Genomic DNA, 20,584 nt, shown 5'->3' on the forward strand with positions numbered 1-20,584 from the left:
CAGTTGCGATAGTCGGGCATCGAACCGGAGCAATTCCAGGAAAAGTGAGCAGCGGTTTTCCGTCCGGAATTGCGTCAAACCAAAGAGATGGAATGAGATGGTCACCGCAAAAATCGATGCCGCAACGATTGCCGATTACCAGCGCGACGGCGCGGTTTGCATCCGCGGCGCTTTCAAGGACTGGGTCGATGTCATCGCCGACGGCATCGAGCGCAACATGCAAAACCGCAGCGCTACAGCGTCCGACATCGCCGGCGGCAAGGGCAGCTTCTTCGACGACTACTGCAACTGGGAGCGCATTCCGGAATTCGTCAGGATCGTCAAGGAATCGCCGGCCGCCGAGCTCGCGGCCGCCGTCATGCAGTCGCGCAGCGCGCAGTTCTTCCACGATCATGTGCTGGTCAAGGAGCCCGGCACCCAGAAGCCGACACCCTGGCATCAGGACATTCCCTATTATTTCGTCGACGGCAGCCAGACGGTGAGCTTCTGGATTCCCATCGATCCGGTGAAGGAGGCGACGCTCAGGCTGATCGCCGGCTCGCACAAATGGAAGAAGATGGTCCTGCCGGTGCGCTGGCTGAACGACGCCAATTTCTATGCCGGCGAGGGCGACTATCTGCCGGTGCCCGATCCCGACAACGACCCGTCGATGAAAGTGCTCGAATGGGAGATGGAGCCGGGCGACGCCATCCTGTTCGATTTCCGCACCGCCCATGGCGCGCGCGGCAACATGACATCGGCCCGGCGCCGGGCGCTGTCGCTGCGCTGGGTCGGCGACGACGCGCATTATGTCGAGCGGCCGGGCCGCACCTCGCCGCCCTATCCAGGCCACGACATGAAGCCCGGCCAGAAATTGCGCGAGGACTGGTTCCCTATCGTTTTCCAGAGCTGAGCCGTTTCCGGGACTGATCGGCCGGACCACCTTGCCGGGCCCGGCCTTGCCTCATCGCACCTTGATGAGGCCCATGTTCCCGTGCGCAATTGCCGCCAAATTGCCAACACGCCTTGACCCGTCGCCCGCGGACCAATAGCGGGTTCAGGGAGACGATCAGCAAGAGGTGGCCATGAACGTTCTTCTTCTCGGCTCGGGCGGCCGCGAACATGCGCTTGCCTGGAAGATCGCCGCCTCGCCGCTGCTGACCAGGCTCTATGCATCGCCCGGCAATCCTGGCATCGGCCGTTTCGCCGAACTGGTGAAGCTGGACGTCGCCGACCATTCCACTGTGGCCGCCTTCTGCCAGGAGAAGAAGATCGACCTCGTCGTGGTCGGTCCGGAAGCCCCGTTGGTGGCCGGCATCGCCGACGACTTGCGCGCCTGGGGCATCCGCGTCTTCGGCCCGTCGAAGGCCGCGGCGCGGCTCGAAGGCTCGAAAGGCTTCACCAAGGATCTTTGCGCGAAGTTCAATATCCCGACAGCCGCCTACGGCCGCTTCAGCGATCTCGCCTCGGCGAAAGCCTATGTCGAGAACACCGGCGCGCCGATCGTCATCAAGGCCGACGGGCTCGCCGCCGGCAAGGGCGTCACCATCGCCATGACGCAGGAGGAGGCGCTGGCCGCGCTCGAGGCCTGTTTCGATGGCGCTTTTGGCGCCGCCGGCGCGGAGGTGGTCGTCGAGGAATATCTGACCGGCGAGGAGGCGAGCTTCTTCTGCCTCTGCGACGGCGCGACCGCGCTGCCCTTCGGTACTGCGCAGGACCACAAGCGCGTCGGCGACGGCGATACCGGCCCGAACACCGGCGGCATGGGCGCCTATTCTCCGGCACCGGTGATGACGCCCGAAATGACCGAACGCACGATGCGCGAGATCATCGAGCCGACCATGCGCGGCATGGCCAATCTCGGCTCGCCCTTCGCCGGCATTCTGTTCGCCGGCCTGATGATCACCGACCAGGGCCCCAAGCTCATCGAGTACAACACCCGCTTCGGCGATCCCGAATGCCAGGTGCTGATGATGCGGCTGAAGGACGACCTGCTGGTCCTGCTCAACGCCGCCGTCGACGGCCAGCTTGCGCATATGTCGGCGCGCTGGAGCGACGATGCGGCGCTGACCGTGGTGATGGCGGCGAGGGGCTATCCCGGCACGCCGGAAAAGGGCTCGGTCATCCGCGGCCTCGACGAGGCAGCAGGCGACGGCGTCGAGATCTTCCATGCCGGCACCGCCATCAATGGCGGTGCGCTGGTCGCCAATGGCGGCCGCGTGCTCAACGTCACGGCAACCGGCGCCACAGTCGGGGAGGCGCAGAAGAAGGCTTATGCGGCGGTCGACCGTATCGACTGGCCGCAGGGCTTCTGCCGCCGCGACATCGGCTGGCGCGCCGTCGAGCGCGAGCAGACCCGCGCCTGATCAGGCAGCCGCGCTTTTGCGGCTGCTACGCGCCCAGGCCGGCAGCCAGTCGCCGTGGGCGGCGATGAGATCGTCGACCAGCGACCAGATCTGGTCGAGATCGAGCTCGGCTGCTGTGTGCGGGTCCATCATCGCCGCGTGGTAGATGTGCTCGCGGGTCTCGCTCGTCAGCGCCCGCACCGTCAGTTCCTGCACGTTGATGTTGGTGCGGATCAGCGCCGTGAGCTGCGGCGGCAGGTCGCCAATATAGGTCGGCTGGATGCCCGAGGCATCGACCAGGCAGGGCACTTCGGCAGCGCAATCGAAGGGCAACGACGTGATGCAGCCATTGTTGCGGACATTGCCGTAGATGACCGACGGCTCGCCCGTCCACACCGAGTTCATGATCGAGGAGGCGTATTCCTTCGATTGCTCGACCTCGATCCGGTCGGCCGAGCGGTAGGCCTCCGCCTGGCCCTTCCAGCGCTCGATCTGCTCGATGCAGCGCTTCGGATATTCATCGAGCGGAATGCCGTATTTCTCGATCAGGTCGGGGCGGCCGTCCTTGATGAAATAGGGCGTGTACTCGGCGAAATGCTCCGAGCTTTCGGTCACGAAATAGCCGAGCCGGGTCAGCATTTCGTAGCGCACCTTGTTTGGGCAGCGCGGGTTCCAGCCGGGCTTCGGCGCACGCCCTTCGCGATAGGCACGCATGAGGTCGGGATAGAGGTCGCGGTAGGAACCGTCCGGCTGGCGGTGCTCGAACTTCAGATAGAAGGCCATGTGGTTGATGCCGGCGGCGCGGTAGCGGATTTCCTCGTATGGAAGGTCGAGGTCGTGCGCGAGTTCCATCGCCGTGCCTTGCACCGAATGGCAGAGGCCGACCTGCTTGATTTGAGGGTATTTCTCCGCGATCGCCCAGGTGTTGATCGCCATCGGGTTGACGTATTGCAGCATGATCGCCTCGGGGCAGACCGCGAGCATGTCCTCGCAGATTGCCCACAGATGCGGCACGGTCCTCAAACCGCGCATGATGCCGCCGACGCCGAGCGTGTCGGCGATCGTCTGGCGCAGGCCGTATTTCTTCGGCAGCTCGAAGTCGGTGACGGTGCAAGGCTCGTAGCCGCCGATCTGGAAGGCGACGACGACGAAATCCGCGCCTTTCAATGCTTTGCGCTGGTCGGAATAGGTCTCGGCCTTCGCCTTGACGCCGAGCGTCGCGATCAGCTTGTTGACGACGACGGCGCTCTCTTCCAGCCGCTGCGGATTGATGTCCATCAGCGCGATCGTCGCGCCTGACAGCGCCGGCCGCTGCAGCACGTCGCCGACGATGTTCTTCATGAACACCGTCGAGCCGGCGCCGATGAAGGTAATCCTGGGATTTCTAGCCACTATGAACCTCCGGCATATGGTCACGCCACGTCGAAAGCGGCCCGGACGAGCCGTTCGGTGTAGGCGGTCTTGGGATTGGAAAGGACCTCGTCGACGGGTCCCTGTTCGACGATCTTGCCGTGCTGCATGACGATGACGCGGTGGCAGAGCGCCCGCACCACCTTGAGGTCGTGCGAGATGAAGAGATAGCTCAGGCCGCGCTCGTCCTGCAGCTTGCGCAACAGATCGATTATCTGCGCCTGCACGGAAAGGTCGAGCGCCGATGTCGGCTCGTCGAGCAGGATGAATTCGGGCTCCAGCGCGATGGCGCGCGCGATCGCGATGCGCTGCCGCTGGCCGCCTGAGAATTCATGCGGGAACCGCGACAGGATATCGCCGGGCATGCCGGCGCTGACCAGCGCCTCGCGCACCCGCTCGACCCGCTCGCGCCGCGTCGCACCTATCCTGTTGACGACAAGCCCTTCCTCGATGATCTGGCCGATCGTCATGCGCGGGTTGAGCGAGGAGAACGGATCCTGGAAGACGATTTGCATGCGCGAACGCAGCGGCCGCATCTCGGCCCTGGTCAGGCCGTGGATCGGCTGGCCGTCGAAACGGATTTCGCCGCGCCTGGCGTCCAGCAGCCTGAGCAGCGCCTGCCCGAAAGTGGTCTTGCCGGAGCCGGACTCGCCGACCAGCCCGAGGGTTTCATGGCGGCAAAGCTTGAGGTCGAGGTCATCGACCGCGACCAGCTCGCGCCAGTCGGGCTTCAGGAAGCTGCCATGGCGCAGCATGAAGCAGACGCGCACGCGGTTCGCCTCGAGGATGGTGCCGCAGCCCTCGGGCAGCGGTTGTGGCCTGCCACGCGGCTCGGAGGCAAGCAGCCGTTTCGTGTAAGGATGCCGCGGATCGGCGAAGAGCCGCTCCGTGACATTGTGCTCGCGCATCTCGCCATGCTGCATGACATAGACATAGTCGGAGAACTTGCGCACCACGGTGAGGTCGTGGGTGATCAGGATCACCGCCATCCGCAGCTCTTTCTGCAGGTTGCGGATCAGGTTCAGGATCTGCGCCTGCACCGTGACGTCGAGCGCGGTGGTCGGCTCGTCGGCGATCAGCACGTCGGGATCGTTGGCCAGAGCCATGGCGATCATCACACGCTGCCGCTGGCCGCCCGAAAGCTGATGCGGATATTGCTTGAGCCGCGCCTCCGGCTCGGGGATCTGGACATGCTTGAGAAGCTCGAGCGCCCGCGCCCAGGCCTCCCTGCGGCTCACCTTGCGATGAACCCGGATCGCCTCGACGATCTGGCTGCCGACCGTGTAGATCGGGTTGAGCGAGCTCATCGGCTCCTGGAAGATCATCGAGATGCGGTTGCCGCGCAGCTTGCGGCGCGCGCTTTCCGGGAATTTCAGGATGTTCTGCCCGAGATAATCGACACTCGACCTCGGCGATACGGTCGCCCGCCGCGACAATAGCCCCATCACGGTGCGCGCCGTCACCGACTTGCCTGAGCCGGATTCGCCGACGATCGCGATCGTCTCGCCGCGATAGAGCTGGAACGAGACGTCCTTGACCGCCTCGACGGTGCCGTGCTCGACCTTGAAGGCGACCTCGATGTTGCGGGCGTCGATGACCGGCTGGTCATGGCGGCCGGCATGGTCGAGCCGGATGGCTGGTGCGAAGGATTCTGCGAGCGCGATCGTCGTCATTCCTGCCACCTCAATAGGGATCGACGGCATCGCGCAGGCCGTCGCCCAGCGCGTTGAAGGCAAAGACGGTGATCAGCACGAAGCCGACCGGCGACAGGATCCACGGATAGGTGCCGATGACCGAATAGGTCGCGGTGTCCTGCAGCATCAGCCCCCACGAGATCAGTGGCGGCTTCACCGCGAACCCGAGGAAGCCGAGGAAGGATTCAAGCAGCACCACCGTCGGGATCGCCAGCGTCACGGCGACGATCACGTGGCTCATCACATTGGGGAAGATGTGCTGCATGATGATGCGCCGGTCGGTGGCGCCCACCGCCATGGCGGCGCGCACATAGTCGATTCGGGCCAGCGCCAGCGTCTTGCCGCGCACCTCGCGCGACATCTGCGCCCAGCCCAGCGCCGACATGACGATGATGACGAAGGCGAGGAAGACATTGGTCGGCGCGGTCACCGGGATCAGCGTCGTCAGCGCCAGGTAGAGAGGCAGTTGCGGGAAGGCGAGCACCAGCTCGACGAAGCGCTGCATCCAGACATCGAACTTGCCGCCGAAATAGCCGGAGACCATGCCGACGCTGGTGCCGATGACGGTGATGATGAAGACGACAGTCAGCGCGATCATCAGCGAGACGCGCGAGCCGTGGATGGCGCGCGACAGCACATCGCGGCCGAATTTGTCGGTGCCGAGGAAATGCACCGGCTGGCCGTCCATAGAGCCGAAGAAGTGCCGGTCCGCCGGGATGAGGCCGAGTAGCTTGTAAGGCGCGCCTTCGACGAAGAAGCCGAGCAGCCTCGGATGGTCGTAGTCGGGGCCAACGATCGGCTGGAAAGTGACCGGATCGAGGTCGGTCGACTCGGCCAGCGCGTAGATTCTCGGCCGCACGGTGAAATTGCCGTCCTTGTCATGGAAGCTGGGCACCTGCGGCGGCGCGAAGGCGATATCGGTCGCCTTCGGGTCCAGAGGCGCCAGGAATTCCGCGAACACGGCCATCGCCAGCAAGAGCACGACCAGGCAAAGCCCGGCCATGCCGGTCCAGGAGCGCCTCAGCCGGCGCCAGACCAGCGCGATGTAACTCTCATTGCCGTGCGCGGGCTGGCTTACGGCGCCTTCGGCCGGCGGGGGTGGGGGTGATGGATCGCGCGCCAGCATCTAGCTCTCCCCGAACTGGCGCACGCGCGGATCGAGCAGGGCGAGCAGCATGTCGGCGATGATGTTGCCGACGATCAGCGTCGCCGACAGCACCATCATGAAGGTGGCCGTCACATAGACGTCGCCGACCGCCATCGAGCCGACGATCGCCGGGCCGACGGTGGGCAGCGCGAAGATGATCGCCGTCTCGATCTCGCCGGTCAGCATGTAGGGCAGCACCACACCCTGATACATAACCAGGGGATGCAGCGCATTGGGCACGGCATGCCGCATGACGACGGCGCCGCCGGTCAGTCCCTTGGCCTTCGCCGTCTCGACATATTGGGCGTTGAGCGTGTCGAGCAGATTGCCGCGCATGACGCGCATATTGTAGGCGAGCCCGCCGAAGGTCGCGATCGCCACCACCGGCCAGACATGCTCGACCAGATCGACGAATTTTGCCCACGACCACGGCGCGCCGCCATATTGCGGCGAAAAGAACGACCCGATCTCCGACACGTTGAACTGGAAGACCAGCAGATAGACGATGATCAGCGCCATCAGGAAGCGCGGCACCGTCATGCCGAGGAAGGAGATGGCCGAGAGCGCGGAGTCGATCCAGGAGTACTGCCGGGTCGCGGCCCATATGCCGAAGGTAATGCCGAGGACGGAGGCGAGCAGGTGGCAGACCAGCGCCAGGAGCAGCGTGCGCGGCAGGCGCTCGCCCACCACATCGGCCACCGGCTTGTTGTAGTAGAGGCTGTAGCCGAAATCGCCGCGGGTGACGATGCCGCCGATCCAGTTGAGGTACTGGACGGGCAGCGGCTTATCGAGGCCATGTTCTTTCCGATAGGCCTGGGCCTGCGCGTCGGCCTCGGCGTAGGAGGCGCCGCCCTGGTTGATGAGCTGCGATTTGATGTAGTCGGCATAGTCGCCAGGCGGCGCCTGGATGATAGCGAAGGTGACGAGACTCAAAATGGCGAGGACGGGAAGCGCCGACGCTATGCGCATGAGCAGAAATCGCAACATGGATGGTCTGCTTCCTTTCTCGCCGGTTCACGCGTTCGCCGCGTTTGGAGGATCTGCTTTGTCCGGCCGCGCCGCAACGCGGCCGGACATCTCTTCGTCAGGGAGGTAAAGCTTAATCCATTGGCCCCTTCTCTCCAGGCTTGCCGGGAAGTTCCTGGGGAAAGAGTTCATACTTGCCCTGCTTGTCGGCCGCGACGAATACGCGTTCGCGGATGATCGAATCCTCGGCCCAGTTGAACATAAAGATCGGCGTGCCTTGTGGAATGTTGGAGAAGCGCTTGTTGACGATCAGCGCGCCGGGGTATTCCGTCAGGCCGACATTGTAGACATGCTCGGTCGAGATCTTCTGGAAGTCTTTCATCAGGCTGGCGCGCTGGTCGTTGTCCTGCGTCGAGACGAACTTGTTGACGATGTCGACAAGGTCCTTCTCGAACGGCATCAGGTCGACTTCGCCGCTTTCCGGCGCGCGGTGGTTCCAGCTGGTCTTCGGACCGACGGGAGCCAGCTGCTCTGTGTTCTGCACCACGGAGGTCAGCTCGGTGTCGTTGCGTCGGATCAGCCAGTCGAAGCGGCCTGAATATTCGGCGGCATCGCGCTGCGTTCCGTTGACGCCGTTGAGCACGATCCTTAAGCCCAGCTTTTCCATCTGGGCGACGACGCCCTCGGCAAGGCTCTTGTCGGTCGTGTAGTCGTTGTTGACCAGCACCACGATCTCGACATTCTTGCCGCCGGCGGTGCCGGCCGGGAAGTTGACGAAGCCGTCGCCGTCCGTGTCCTTGAGGCCGGCCTTGGCAAGCTCGGCCTTGGCGCCTTCAAGGTCGAAGGGATAGTAGACGGTCGACTTGCGGTCGTAGAAGCTGGTGCCTGACGAGAAGCCGCCGGGATAGATGGCGGTGAACGGCCCCTTGACCAGCGAGTCGCCGAGCGCCTTGCGATTGAGCGCCATGGTGACGGCCTTGCGGAAGTCCTCGTTGCGGTTGAGCTCGCGCAGCGCCTGGCCGCGTTCGTCCGGGTTGCCCCAGCCATTGGCGGAGAAGTTGAAGCGCAGATTGTAGCCGATGAGTCGCGGACCGAAGGCAAGCCGTGCCGGCGCGTTCTTCTCAGCCGCACGCTTCAGCGAGGCGACGAAGTTTTCCGGCTGCTCGAGATTGGAGAAGTCGCCCGAGCCCGCCACCGCCTGCACGTCGCGATCGGCCCAGGTCGAGAGCTTGTACTGCAACTCGTTGAGGTAGGGCAGCTGGTTGCCCTTCTCGTCGACCTTCCAGTAGTAGGGGTTGCGGCGCATGACGATGATGTCGTCAGGCCGGTACTCGACCGGCACCCAGGCGCCCATCACCGGCATGTTCATGAACTCCGGCGGAAAGGCGTTCTTGAACTGGTCGTAGGTGTTCTTCGAATATTTCGGATGCTGCGGCTTCAATATGTGCGAGGGGCCGGGGCAGAAGGTGCCGTAGGCCATCGCATAGAGATATTGCCTCGGGAACGCTTCCTTGAACGTCCATTCGACGGTGTAGTCGTCGATCTTCTTCAGCGTCGTGCCGACGCCGAAGGTTTCGGGCGTCGCCCCGTTCAACGGCGAGACGTTGGGATCGACGACCTCGTCGTCCCAGTAGAACATGACATCATCGGCGTTGAAGGGCACGCCGTCCGACCATTTGGCGCCTTCGATCAGATGCATGGTGAGCTTGTGGCCGTCTTTCGACCATTCCCAGCTCTTGGCGAGGTTCGGCAGCGGCTCGGTGTCCTTTGCATCGACCTGGAACAGCGGCGCGGTGCGTGTCAGGCATTCGGAAAGCGCGATGTCGATGCCGCCCCAGCCTTGCGTCTGGCCGGCGCCGTAGTTCCAGCCCTCCGGCCTGCCGCCGATGACATGGCGCATCGTGTCGCCATAGACGCCGATGCCGTCCGGCATGTTGGCGGTCTTGAAGACCAGCGGCTCTTTGGGCAGCCTGTCCTTGAGCGGCGGCAGCTTGCCGGTCTTGACGTATTTCTCCGTCACCCAGTCGGGCTCGTGATATTCGGGCAGTGCCTTGAACTCCAGGATGGAGTCGCGCGCCACATAATGGATCTTGCCCTCGGCCGGAAATGTCGCCGGTTCCGGCGGCACCGTCGGCTCGGATGCGACAGCGTTGAGTGCCGGAATTGAAACGCCGAGCATCAATCCGGCGGCAATGCCAATTCTGCGTAAGGTCCTCATTGTCTCCTCCCAAATGTTTGGACGTCTGCTGCTGCCCGCCTCTTGTTCTGGACGGCTGATTTGGTGGACTTGCCTCCTGCAAGTCCGGTTACGTGCCCCGGGGTCTCAGCCGGCCTGTTTGAGCGCTGCCTTTTCGGCGCGCAATTCCTCGATCGAGCGCACGCTTCGCCGCGCCGCGCCCGCCCATTCGCGGGTCTTGACCCTGGATTTCGAAAGCCGCTCTTTTGCCGCCGGAACGGCATCGGCGTATTGCGGCAGCCAGGCGGCCTGGGCGACGACCATCTCGTCCACCATCTGCCAGACCTCTTCCGGGGTCGATACGGCACCAACCAGCGGGTCGTGCAGCACGGCGAGCTTCAAGAGGTCGATGTCGCCGGCGATCGCGGCATGCACCGACATGCGCTGGACGTTGATCGAGGCCATGCAGGTGGCGGCACAGGCCTCGGGCAGCGTGATGCCGGCCGCCATGTTGATGCCGAAGCGGTCGACGAAGCCGGGCGACTCGATGATGGCGTCTTGGGGCAGGTTGGCGATCACGCCGTTGTTCTTGACGTTGAAGTGACCGCGATAGACGCGGTTGGTCTCCAGCGCTTCTAATATGTGGCTGGCATGCTCGTTGGAGCGTTTGGCCGGATCGATCGGCTTCGACGCCGCTTCGAGGAATTGCGGATATTCCGTCTCGAACCAGTTGCGGGTCTCGGTCGAGTAGCGCAGATACCCGCCCGTTTCGCCGTGGATCCAGTCCGACATGTCGATCCAGCGCGTGATCTCGTCTGGGCGCTTGCGGTACCAGGGCAGATATTCGGAGAGATGGCCGTTGCTCTCGGTCGAATAGACGCCGAAGCGCTTCAGCACGTCGATGCGCAGCTTTTCCTGTTTCGAATAGACCGGATGCGCCTCAAAGGCGGCGATCAGCTCGTCCTTGCCGATCGGCCGGCCGTTCAGCCTGAGCTCGATGAACCAGGTCTGGTGGTTGATGCCGGAACAGACATAGTCGAGTTCCTTCGACGATTTCGCACCGAGCACTTCGGCGATCTGCGCGGCACCGTGCTGGACGCCGTGGCAAAGGCCGACCGTGTCGACCTTGCCGTATTCGATCGCGGCCCAGGTGTTCATCGCCATCGGGTTGGCGTAGTTGAGGAACTTGGCGTCGGTCTCGGCGACCTCGCGTATGTCCTTACAGAAGTCGAGGATCACCGGGATGTTGCGCTGGCCGTAGAGGATGCCGCCGGCGCAGATCGTGTCGCCGACGCATTGGTCGATGCCATATTTCAGCGGGATGCGGATGTCGTCGGCATAGGCTTCAAGGCCGCCGACGCGCACGCAGCTGATGACGTAGCGCGCGCCCTCCAGCGCCTTGCGGCGGTCGGTCGTCGCCGTCACTCTGGTTGGCAGGTTGTTGGCTTCCACGATCCTGTCGAGGATCGCCTTGATCATTCCGAGATTGTGCTCGCTGATGTCGGTCAGCGCGAATTCGATGTCCTTGAACTCCGGCACGCACAGAATGTCGGTGAACAGCTTCTTGGTGAATCCGACGCTGCCGGCGCCGATAATAGCGATTTTGAAGCTCATCACCTTCACCTCGATCCGTTCGAATGCTAGGCAAGGAGCAGCAAGGGAGGATATGGCCGCACGCTGGCGCGCGTGCTCGCCATTCGAGCCGGAAATCCGGCTCTTTCTCCTCCCGCCCGCTCCTCGACCGCGGGTCTTTCCCGTTCTTGATGAGCCGGATTATGCGCTTATTCGCGAGCGCGGCCAGAGAAGGATTATGCTTTCGAGGGTAATTTTGTGCTGCAGGACCTGATCGCCAACGGAAAGCTGATGCGTACGATCTCGCTGCCGCGCGGCCGGCAGCGCCTGCATGCCATGCCGACCAGCACAGGCTATGAGGTGCGCGAGGACGAGACCTACGACTGGGACGGGCGAAAGCGCGGCCAGACCCCGTTCACCGTGCTCCAGCATACGATCAGCGGCACCGGGCAATTGCGCTACGAGAGCCGCAACTATCGCCTGCAGGCGAACGACACGTTGCTGGTGCTGGTGCCGCACAACCATCGCTACTGGTTGGCCAAGGGCGACCGCTGGGAATATTTCTGGATCTCGATGAACGGCGAGGAGGCGCTGCGCGTCCACAAGTCGATCCTCAGCGTCTCAGGCCCCGTGTTCCGGCTGCAGCCCGCGACCATCGATCATCTTGCCGATTGCAGCCTGCGCCTGATCAAGGGCGCCGCTTCGCCGGGCGCCGCGTCGGCGATCGCTTATGAGGCGGCGATGGCGCTCTATGACGATGTTTTCGGCTCGCACGCCTTCGCCGAGAAGCAGAGCGCCATGCAGCCGGTCATCGACCACATCAACGCCAATCTCGACAAGCCCTTGCCGGTCGCCGAGCTGGTTCAGATCAGCGGCCTCAGCCGCGCCCATTTCTCGCGCTGCTTCGCCGAGAGCGAAGGATTGCCGCCGGCCGAATTCGTCCTGCAGCAGCGGCTGCAGCGCGCGGCGAAGCTTCTGACCAGGGCCGATTTCCTGCCGGTGAAAGAAGTCGCGGTGCTTTGCGGTTTCGAAGACGCGAATTACTTCTCCAAGGTCTTCCGCCGCTGTTACGGCATCAACCCGACCCAGTTCCGCACCACCGGCATGTATGCCAGCCTGGGCAACCATCGCTGACGACAGTTGATTTGGAATGATCAGTGGCGGGGTCGATCGAGCGTCGTCGAAGCAGTGCTGACCGGATCGGCGGCCGCGAAGGCGGCGTCGAGCTGTTCGGGGGTGCGCTGGCCGGCCCGCTTCCAGGCGACATACTGGACAATCCCGAAGCTCGGGCGCTGCGGCACGGTCTTAACCACCGGCATGCGGAAACCGTCGCGGAATTTCTCCCAGCGAGCGCCGAGCACCGCGACCAGTTCCTCGAAGGTCGGCGGCGTCGCCACATCGGCATAGGTGATGGTGACCTTGCCGGCGAGGCCCGCTTCGCGCGGGATCGGCACCGGGATCGAGGCGAGATAATCCGCCGGCACGTCGACAAGCCCGCCGAAGGCCCATTGCTGGCGCAATTCATCGGCTTTCATCGGCGCGACGGAAACGTCGATGTCGTTGGGCGTGCCGGGCACGCGGTAAGGGCAGCTGAAGCGGCCGCAATTGGCCTTCGCCGAAAACTGCCAGAGCGCGTAGCCTTGCCAGTTGCCCATCGGGAAATGCACGTCGATGTCCGGCTTGTAGCGCGCATACCAGAGCGGCAGCCGCGATAAAAGCCGGTATGTGTAGCGGTTGTCGGCGATGTACTGGGCGGTCTTGCCGTTCGAGTAGAGCACCGGGAAGCGGCCGAGGCGGCGATGCACCTGGCGCACGAATTCTTCCGCGTCCTCGAGCGACATCCATTGCGTCGGATCGATGCCTTCGATGTCGAGGGCAATGAGGTCATCCGGCGCGGGCTCGGCGAAATCGACGAAATTGTTGGCCTGCTCGACCGGGTTGCCGGGGCGGGCAAGGTGATAGGCACCCCATTTCAGGCCGAGCGCCTTGGCCACCACCTTGCGCGTCTGGAAAAGCTCACGCGTCACCGCGTAGCGCTTCCACAACGCCTTGCAGAGTTTGACGTCGGTCTCGCTGCCGAGGCAGACATAGGGCGGCGGCAGCCCGTCGGACGCCTTGTTGATGAAGCCGACGATGCGCTTGTCGGTGGCAAGCTCAGCCCAGTCGATGGAATTGTATTCGTAGGCGTCGATCACCAGCGCGCGGTCGGCATTCTTCCAGGGCTCGGAGAAATCCGAGGCTTTTGCCGCCGTGCCCAGCACCATCGCCGCAGCGAGAAGCGCCAGGCGGCGAAGAGGGCGCGCCGGCTTTTTCAATCAGGGTGTCCCCACTGACCAGGGGACGATCCTGAACCGCTATGGTTAAGGAAGTGCTTTCAAAGCCGATCATGCGCCTAGCGCCGGAAGAGCGACTGGACCTCGAACGGATCGGGCGCCGGCTCCTGCGGCAGCGTGCCTTCGGCCGCGCGCTTCTTGTGATGCGCCAGCGAGCATTGCGGCGAGCACAATATGCCGCGGTCCGTCCAGTAGGCCGGTCCATGCTCTATCTTACCCTCATGATACCAGAAGCCGGTGGCCCGATAGGGGAGGCCGCATTCGATGCAGCGACAGGCGTCAGGTCTGGCAAGCATGGGTCTCGATCCGGTCTTAAGCCGGGCCGCAACGGTCGGCTGCTCCGAATTTAGTACGCTTGGAAAAGAATTCAAAATCCGCGTGACAAAGTTTGACGTTTACGTAAAAAGAAGGTGTCGGGCCGGCCCAAAGGCGCATGGCCTCGCTTCGGCTACGCGACTAGGGTTGGCCGCAATGGAGGAGGAGCAGGAAACATGTATCGCGCACCGGTCGAGGACATCGCCTTCACGCTGAAACATGTGGCCGGGCTGAAGCCGGCGCTGGAGGCCGGCACCTTCGGCGATCTCGGCGAGGATCTGGTCGATGCGATCCTCGAGGAAGCGGGCCGCTTCGCCAGCGAGGAAGTCGCGCCGCTCTACAAGATCGGCGACGAGCATGGCGCGGTGCTGAAGGACGCCGCCGTCACGACGCCGCCCGGCTGGAAGGAGCTTTACCGACGCTGGATCGAAGGCGGCTGGAACGCGCTGTCCGGGCCGGAGGAATTCGGCGGCCAGGGCCTGCCGACGATGCTTGCCGTCGCCGCGCTCGAAATGTGGAACTCGGCCGCCATGGCCTTCGGCATCGGCCCGACGCTGACCATGGGCGCGGTCGAGGCGCTCGACAAGCACGCCTCCGATACGCTGAAGGAAAAGTATCTCGCCAAGCTCGTCTCCGGCGAGTGGATGGGCACGATGAACCTGACCGAGCCGCAGGCCGGCTCGGACCTCGCGGCGCTGCGCGCGCGCGCCGAGCCCGCCGGCGACGGCACCTATCGCCTCTTCGGCCAGAAAATCTTCATCACTTATGGCGAGCACGATTTCACTGACAACATCGTGCATCTGGTGCTGGCCAGGCTGCCCGACGCGCCGGCCGGCACGCGCGGCATCTCGCTGTTCCTGGTGCCGAAATTCCTGGTCAATGACGATGGCTCGCTCGGCGCCCGCAACGATGTCTTCTGTTCCGGCCTCGAGCACAAGCTGGGCATCCATGCCTCGCCGACCTGCACCATGATCTATGGCGACGGTTTTCAGGGCGCGGCGCCCGGCGCCATCGGCTGGCTCATCGGCGAGGAGAACAAGGGTCTCGCCTGCATGTTCACGATGATGAACAACGCCCGCCTTGCGGTCGGCATGCAGGGCGTGGCGGTTGCCGAGGCGGCGACGCAGAAGGCGATCGCCTATGCCAATGAGCGCCGCCAGGGCAGGGCTTCGGACTATGCCGGGTCCGGCATGGCGCCGATCGTCCATCACCCGGACGTGCAGCGCAATCTTCTGACCATGCAGGCGCTGACCCAGATCGCCCGCGCCATCAGCTATTCCTGCGCGCATGCCATCGACCGCGCGCGCGTCGCCGAGGGCGAGGCCGCCGCCAACTGGCGCGACCGCGCCAATCTGCTGACGCCGCTTGCAAAAGCCTTTTCCACCGATGTCGGCGTCGAGGTCGCTTCGCTCGGGCTGCAGGTGCATGGCGGCATGGGCTTCATCGAAGAGACGGGCGCGGCCGCCCTTTATCGCGATGCCCGCATCGCGCCGATCTACGAAGGCACCAACGGCATCCAGGCGATTGATCTCGTCTCGCGAAAACTGCCGCTCGGAGGCGGCGAGCATGTGCATCGCTATATCGGCGAGTTGAAAGCGGTGGCCGATGGCGTGCGCACCTCCAACATCGAGGGTTTTGGCCGCACCGCCGACAATCTCGACCGCGCGTTGGCCGATCTCGACGAGGCGACGCGCTTCCTGCAAAAACTGATGGTCGACGGCAAGGCCGACGCCGCGATGGCCGGCGCCACGCCTTATCTGCGCCTGATCTCGCTTGCCGCCGGCGGCGCCTATCTGGCGCAGGGTGGGCTCGCCGACCGCGGCCGCATCCCGCTCTGTCGTTTCTTTGCCGAAAACCTGCTTGGCGAGACGCGCGCCCTGAAGGAACGCGTCATCGACGGCGCAGAAAGCCTCGCCGCCGCCGGCAGGGCGCTGATCTCCGCCTGACCCCTGACATTCGAAGGAGCCGACCGTGACCGACCATATCCTCATCGAGCGCCGGGGCGCCGTGCAGATCATCCGCATGAACCGCCCGGACAAGAAGAACGCGCTGACGCGCGCCATGTATGCGAAGATGTCGGCTGCCCTTGCCGAGGGCGACGCTGATCCGGCGGTTCGCGTCCACGTCTTCCTCGGCGTGCCCGGCGCCTTCTCTTCCGGCAACGACCTCGCCGACTTCCTGGTCATCGCCACCGGCGGCGAGGGCGGCAACGAGGTGTGGGATTTCCTGATGGCGCTGGCCAAGACCGAAAAGCCGATGGTCTCTGGCGTCGACGGCATCGCGGTCGGCATCGGTACCACGCTCAACCTCCATTGCGACCTGACTTTCGCCACGCCGCGCACGCTGTTCCGCACGCCGTTCGTCGATCTCGGCCTCGTGCCTGAGGCCGGCTCCAGCCTGCTGGCGCCTCAGATCCTCGGCCGCCAGGGCGCCTTCGCGCTGCTCGGTCTCGGCGAAGGCTTTTCGGCCGAGCGCGCCAAGGCCGCCGGCCTGATCTACGAGGTGATCGCAGAAGACGCGCTGGAAAGCGCGGTGCTGGCCGCCGCGAACGACATCGCCGCCAAGCCGCCGCAGGCGCTGAAGATCGCCCGCGACCTGATGAGTGGCTCGCGTGAGGAACTCATCGCCCGCATCAAGGTGGAAAGCGAGCATTTCCATGAGCGGCTGAAGTCGGACGAGGCGCGCGCCGCGCTCACCGCCTTCATGACGCGGAAGAAGGCGAGCTGATCTCGGCACGGGCAGGTTGTGACTTGTCCTGGGGAAACTCGCGCCTGGCGCGATTTTTGTCTATACACGCCAGGCTTCGCGCCCTATCTGACAAACCCTGCGGGCGGGGGCCTGGTCGGTGGAGAGGACATGGCCCGCAACATTGCCGTCGATATGCAAGCTTTGAAACAGTCAGGGGCTTGCATTGACGCATTGAACGCCTCGACATGCTTGCCGATGCCGCAAAACCGCTGGTGCTGACCTTCAAGCTCTGGTGGCGCTTCTGGCCGCAACTGGTCGCCATGGTGCTGTTGGGCATCGTGTTCGGCGACCTGTTCATGCAGCTTGCCGCGCGTACCGCCTTGCTCAACCATATGGCGGGCCTGGCTCTGCTGACACTGGTTGCCCTGACGCAGCTCGTCGTCACCGTCGCCATGTTTCAGACGCTGCTGCCCGCCTTGCCCGCCGTGCAGGCTGCGCAGCAGGCGGCGCGCGGCGAAAACGAAACCGAATCGCGAACCGGCAACGCGCGGCTGGCGCGCATGGTCACTGTCGCGCTGCTGCCCTTCTTCGTCTACTACGCCGCCTGGGGCTTTCTCGGCGACACGGTGCGGCAATATTCCCGCGTCGCACTCGACATGGCGCCCTTCGGCGAAGGGGCTGGCAACGTCCTCGATGTGCTCGATTCGCGCTGGCTGATTTTTTCGGTCGCGATCTCGTGGCTGATCAGGCGCTTCGCCACCGGCATGCAGACGCGCGGCGCTTCGCGCTCCTTTTGGCAGATCGTCGTGGTCATCTGCGAGACCAACTGGATCTTCATCGGTCTCTACGTGATCTCGCGCTGGAAGGACGAGGTCGTTGGCTGGATTATGAGCCGTAACTTCTTCTCGGCCCTGCAGGCCGCCGCCGACGTGAATCCGATCGCCAGCGCCTTCGCAGATCCCATGGTTCCGGTCGAGGTCACCTCGATCGACACGACGACCAGGCTGGTCAGCCTGTTCTTCTACATGCTCCTGCCGGTGATCTGGCTGGTGCTCGCCGCGCTGATCTATGGCTACGACGTGCGCGACGACAAGGAACTGAGGCGCATTCACCGGCGCGTCGAAAGTGTCGGCGAGCGGTACCGCGCCATTCCGAAATTCCTGCGCGACTTCGTCGAGCATTTCATCTCCGGCTACCGCTCGCGCTATCTGCCGATCGCCAACGGCGTGCGCATCACGCTGAGCTCGGGCGTGATGCTCATCGTCACGCTGATCGTCGGCTACCGGCTGATCGACTGGCTGGCGGCCTGGGCATGGCTCGGCATGACGCGCCTCATCGGTCCGCATGAGCTCGATACCTGGCAGGTGCTTTCCAAGGGCGTCTCGCTGCTGTTCGGCAGCCCGTTCCAGGATTCGTCGACCGGCATTCTTGTCGAGCCGTTGAGGGTCTGTTTCCTCGCCGCGATCCTCGAAACGGCCTTCGCGCTGCCCAAGCGCCGGACCGTTGACAGCGTGCAGCCGGCCCGCTCGCCGGACGGCGCGGAAGCCGAGGCCCAAAATGCTTGAGAATGTTGGCTCCCGTCTGAAAGCCTGGCTGGTGGCCGGCATCGGCACCGCGGCGGCGATTGCCGTTGCCGGCGTCATGGGCGCCTTCGGTGCAAGGCACGAGCCTCTTTCCGTTCTCGCGCCCGCCGGCCGGATCGAAACGGGCCAATGGCTGCTGAGGCCTCTCAAGGCCTATACGGCCGAAGGCGAGAGCCTCTATGGCGTGCCGCTCAAGCCCGGCGCGAAGGCGCTGGTCCTCGAGCTCGAAATGACCAACCGAACGGCCAAATCGACAAAGGATTATTTCGACGTCCTGCAGGCGGACCAGGCAACGGTCGACCCGACGACGAAACCTTTCATCGTGCTCATGCGCGATTCGACGCTCTCGCCGGAACTGCATCCCGGCATGCCGGAGCGCATGGCCTATATCTGGCAGCTGCCGGACGGAGCGGCTCCGCCGGCGAGCCTCGAACTGACGGTGATCCGCAAGACCTACAAGCCGCGCGACAATCTCTACGGCCTGCCCGGCTGGTTCAATCCGGCGCCGATTGGCACGCTGAAGCTGCCCGTTGGCAGCGGATCCGACACAGCGGATATCCAGCCATGATACGCAAGCTCGCCAATATCGTTCTGCTGCTCGTCGCGGTGTCGCTCTGCTACGGCCTGCAGCTGTCGAAGCCGCATTATGGCGACCTGATCGGGCCGATCCCCGCGCGCGGCGAGCTCGGCGACACGGTCGTCGGGCGAGGCTTCGAGGCCCGCGCAGAGAAGGTGGAATTCGCCCGCAACCTGAAAGTCGACAGATTCGGCGACAGCAAGGTTCTGACCACCGGCGGCATCTGGGCCGTCGTCACGGTGGAGTTTGTGGCGCGGGCGCAATCGACGACGGTGGCGGTCGCGTCCTGGCGCGGGTCGACGGGCCTGACCTATGACCAGACCGAGCGGCTGTCCTTCACCAACGGTCTGCTTCCCGTGGCCATCGACCCCGGCCTGCCGAAGAAGGCGAGGCTGATCTTCGAGCTGCGGCCGGATGAAGCGAGCGATGCAGTCGTGCTGGTTTCGGAAAAGCTGATGTCGGCGCTCGATTCCCAAGCCGAGATATCGCTCGGGCCGGTCGCCATCGGACCCGACGGCCTGCCGCCGGGCACGGTCGACACGCTGGATATGACGCAGCCGATCTGAGGGGTATCGAATGACGGCGCAGGTTCTGGATCGCGAGAGCGCGACGAGCGAGCGGAAGTGGCGCCGTCGCAGTCTTTGGTCGCTTGTTCTGCTCATCCCGCTGACTCTCGCCATCGAGTGCTACGACAGCGTCAAGGCGCTGCTCGGCGACAGCGACCTCTTCCCGCGCCGCGTTGCCTGGGGCGAAAGCGCCCGTTTCGGCGGCAGCGACTGGAAGCTGACGGATCTGCGCGGCGCTTTCGGCATGTCGAACCTGCCGCCCGATTCCGTGCCGGTGCTGGCCGACTTCCAGGTGAAGATCGGCGATCCCGACCTGCAGAACCGATGGCTGGGCTGCAAGGTGATGCTGATCGACAAGGATGGCCGGCGCTGGTCGCCGATCTCCATTGTGTCGCTGAAAACGACGGACAATGTGCAGACCTGTATCTCGGCGATCTTTTCCGGTGCCAAGAGCGGCGACACACTCAATCTGCGCGAGACGTTCCTGGTGCCGAAGGAAGCGACCAAATCGGTGCGGCCGGCCGTCGGCGTCGCCAGCGAGCGGCCGCATTTCCTGCTCTTCCAACTGGAAAAAGATTAGGGGTAGAGTCGCGTCTTGTCCCAGCCGCCCTTGGCGTTGCGCGAGAACACGATGCGGTCATGCAGCCGGAACGGACGGTCGTGCCAGAACTCGATCGTCTGCGGCAGGATCCGGAAACCCGACCAGTGTTTCGGCCGCGGGATCTCGCCGATCGCGTAGCGCGCCGTGTATTCGGCCACCGCCTTCTCCAGCGCGAAGCGGCTTTCCAGCGGCCGCGACTGTTTCGAGGCCCAGGCGCCGATCCGGCTGCCGCGTGGCCGCGTCGCGTAGTAGGCGTCGGCCTCAGCGTCGCTGACGATCTCCACCGGCCCGCGCACGCGCACCTGGCGGCGCAGCGATTTCCAGTGGAAGCACATCGCCGCCTTCATGCTGCCAAGAATCTCGCGGCCCTTGGCGCTCTCGAAATTCGTGTAGAAGACGAATCCCTTTTCGTCGAACCCCTTGAGCAGCACCATGCGCACATCCGGCATGCCGTCGGCGTCGACGGTCGCCAGCGCGACACCGTTGGGATCATTGATCTCGCTCTTGGTGGCGTCCTCCAGCCATGCGGCAAAAAGCCGGAACGGCTCCGCCGCCTCGGTGAAGTCACTGCTTGTTAACTCGGTTTCGTTCATAGTTTTCCAAATTTTTAACATTACGGGAGGAGTTCGCCG

18 protein-coding genes are annotated in these 20,584 nt (G+C 64.2%); 9 read left to right on the forward strand and 9 right to left on the reverse strand.

Features of this window, described 5'->3' with window-relative positions; all coding sequences use genetic code 11:
- Positions 1-97: 97 nt before the first annotated feature.
- Complete coding sequence (locus RFN30_RS01385; protein WP_320260346.1) at positions 98-892, forward strand: phytanoyl-CoA dioxygenase family protein; 795 nt, start codon at positions 98-100, stop codon at positions 890-892.
- Between the two features lie 172 nt (positions 893-1,064).
- The gene (gene purD, locus RFN30_RS01390; RefSeq protein WP_320260347.1) at positions 1,065-2,345 is read left to right on the forward strand and encodes a phosphoribosylamine--glycine ligase; all 1,281 of its coding nucleotides are present in this window, start codon (positions 1,065-1,067) and stop codon (positions 2,343-2,345) included.
- On the opposite strand, the gene RFN30_RS01395 is transcribed toward purD, so the two are convergent.
- From RFN30_RS01395 to RFN30_RS01420, 6 genes are all read right to left on the reverse strand, one after another.
- Positions 2,346-3,716, reverse strand: coding sequence for an alpha-glucosidase/alpha-galactosidase (locus RFN30_RS01395; protein ID WP_320260348.1), 1,371 nt, complete (start codon positions 3,714-3,716; stop codon positions 2,346-2,348). It abuts the gene before it with no gap.
- A gap of 20 nt (positions 3,717-3,736) precedes the next feature.
- Positions 3,737-5,407: an ABC transporter ATP-binding protein gene (locus RFN30_RS01400; RefSeq protein ID WP_320260349.1), complete on the reverse strand. Its 1,671-nt coding sequence runs from the start codon at positions 5,405-5,407 to the stop codon at positions 3,737-3,739.
- 10 nt (positions 5,408-5,417) lie between these two features.
- Positions 5,418-6,554, reverse strand: a complete 1,137-nt coding sequence (locus tag RFN30_RS01405; RefSeq protein ID WP_320260350.1) for an ABC transporter permease — start codon at positions 6,552-6,554, stop codon at positions 5,418-5,420.
- On the reverse strand, positions 6,555-7,562 hold the full coding sequence (locus RFN30_RS01410) for an ABC transporter permease (protein ID WP_320260351.1): 1,008 nt from the start codon (positions 7,560-7,562) through the stop codon (positions 6,555-6,557).
- A gap of 112 nt (positions 7,563-7,674) precedes the next feature.
- Positions 7,675-9,759 (reverse strand): ABC transporter substrate-binding protein, encoded by a 2,085-nt coding sequence (locus RFN30_RS01415; RefSeq protein ID WP_320260352.1) that lies wholly within the window; start codon positions 9,757-9,759, stop codon positions 7,675-7,677.
- Between the two features lie 105 nt (positions 9,760-9,864).
- Positions 9,865-11,331, reverse strand: a complete 1,467-nt coding sequence (locus RFN30_RS01420) for an alpha-glucosidase/alpha-galactosidase (protein WP_320260353.1) — start codon at positions 11,329-11,331, stop codon at positions 9,865-9,867.
- Positions 11,332-11,580: 249 nt separating this feature from the next.
- On the opposite strand from RFN30_RS01420, the gene RFN30_RS01425 reads away from it, so the two are divergent.
- Positions 11,581-12,423 (forward strand): AraC family transcriptional regulator, encoded by an 843-nt coding sequence (locus tag RFN30_RS01425; protein ID WP_320260946.1) that lies wholly within the window; start codon positions 11,581-11,583, stop codon positions 12,421-12,423.
- A gap of 20 nt (positions 12,424-12,443) precedes the next feature.
- Here RFN30_RS01425 and RFN30_RS01430 read toward each other — a convergent pair whose 3' ends face one another.
- Positions 12,444-13,553, reverse strand: coding sequence for a glycoside hydrolase family 25 protein (locus tag RFN30_RS01430; protein ID WP_320260947.1), 1,110 nt, complete (start codon positions 13,551-13,553; stop codon positions 12,444-12,446).
- Between the two features lie 128 nt (positions 13,554-13,681).
- Positions 13,682-13,918, reverse strand: a complete 237-nt coding sequence (locus RFN30_RS01435; protein WP_320260354.1) for a hypothetical protein — start codon at positions 13,916-13,918, stop codon at positions 13,682-13,684.
- 195 nt (positions 13,919-14,113) lie between these two features.
- Here RFN30_RS01435 and RFN30_RS01440 point away from each other — a divergent pair, with 195 nt between their 5' ends.
- From RFN30_RS01440 to RFN30_RS01465, 6 genes are all read left to right on the forward strand, one after another.
- The gene (locus tag RFN30_RS01440) at positions 14,114-15,883 is read left to right on the forward strand and encodes an acyl-CoA dehydrogenase family protein (protein WP_320260355.1); all 1,770 of its coding nucleotides are present in this window, start codon (positions 14,114-14,116) and stop codon (positions 15,881-15,883) included.
- A 25-nt stretch (positions 15,884-15,908) separates the two neighbouring features.
- The gene (locus tag RFN30_RS01445) at positions 15,909-16,664 is read left to right on the forward strand and encodes a crotonase/enoyl-CoA hydratase family protein (RefSeq protein ID WP_320260356.1); all 756 of its coding nucleotides are present in this window, start codon (positions 15,909-15,911) and stop codon (positions 16,662-16,664) included.
- A gap of 206 nt (positions 16,665-16,870) precedes the next feature.
- Positions 16,871-18,190: a hypothetical protein gene (locus RFN30_RS01450; protein ID WP_320260357.1), complete on the forward strand. Its 1,320-nt coding sequence runs from the start codon at positions 16,871-16,873 to the stop codon at positions 18,188-18,190.
- The gene (locus tag RFN30_RS01455) at positions 18,183-18,776 is read left to right on the forward strand and encodes a hypothetical protein (protein WP_320260358.1); all 594 of its coding nucleotides are present in this window, start codon (positions 18,183-18,185) and stop codon (positions 18,774-18,776) included. The genes RFN30_RS01450 and RFN30_RS01455 overlap by 8 nt, the downstream gene beginning before the upstream one ends.
- On the forward strand, positions 18,773-19,351 hold the full coding sequence (locus RFN30_RS01460) for a hypothetical protein (RefSeq protein ID WP_320260359.1): 579 nt from the start codon (positions 18,773-18,775) through the stop codon (positions 19,349-19,351). Before RFN30_RS01455 ends, RFN30_RS01460 begins: the two co-directional genes overlap by 4 nt.
- Positions 19,352-19,361: 10 nt before the next feature.
- A complete protein-coding gene (locus RFN30_RS01465) occupies positions 19,362-19,931 on the forward strand; it encodes a hypothetical protein (RefSeq protein WP_320260360.1) in 570 nt (189 codons plus the stop codon).
- Here the strand turns inward: RFN30_RS01465 and pdxH are convergent.
- On the reverse strand, positions 19,928-20,545 hold the full coding sequence (gene pdxH, locus RFN30_RS01470; protein ID WP_320260361.1) for a pyridoxamine 5'-phosphate oxidase: 618 nt from the start codon (positions 20,543-20,545) through the stop codon (positions 19,928-19,930). The two genes, RFN30_RS01465 and pdxH, sit on opposite strands and share 4 nt — an antisense overlap.
- Between the last annotated feature and the right edge of the window lie 39 nt (positions 20,546-20,584).

Origin of the sequence: Mesorhizobium dulcispinae (assembly GCF_033977345.1) — a bacterium.
Lineage (GTDB): Bacteria > Pseudomonadota > Alphaproteobacteria > Rhizobiales > Rhizobiaceae > Mesorhizobium > Mesorhizobium dulcispinae.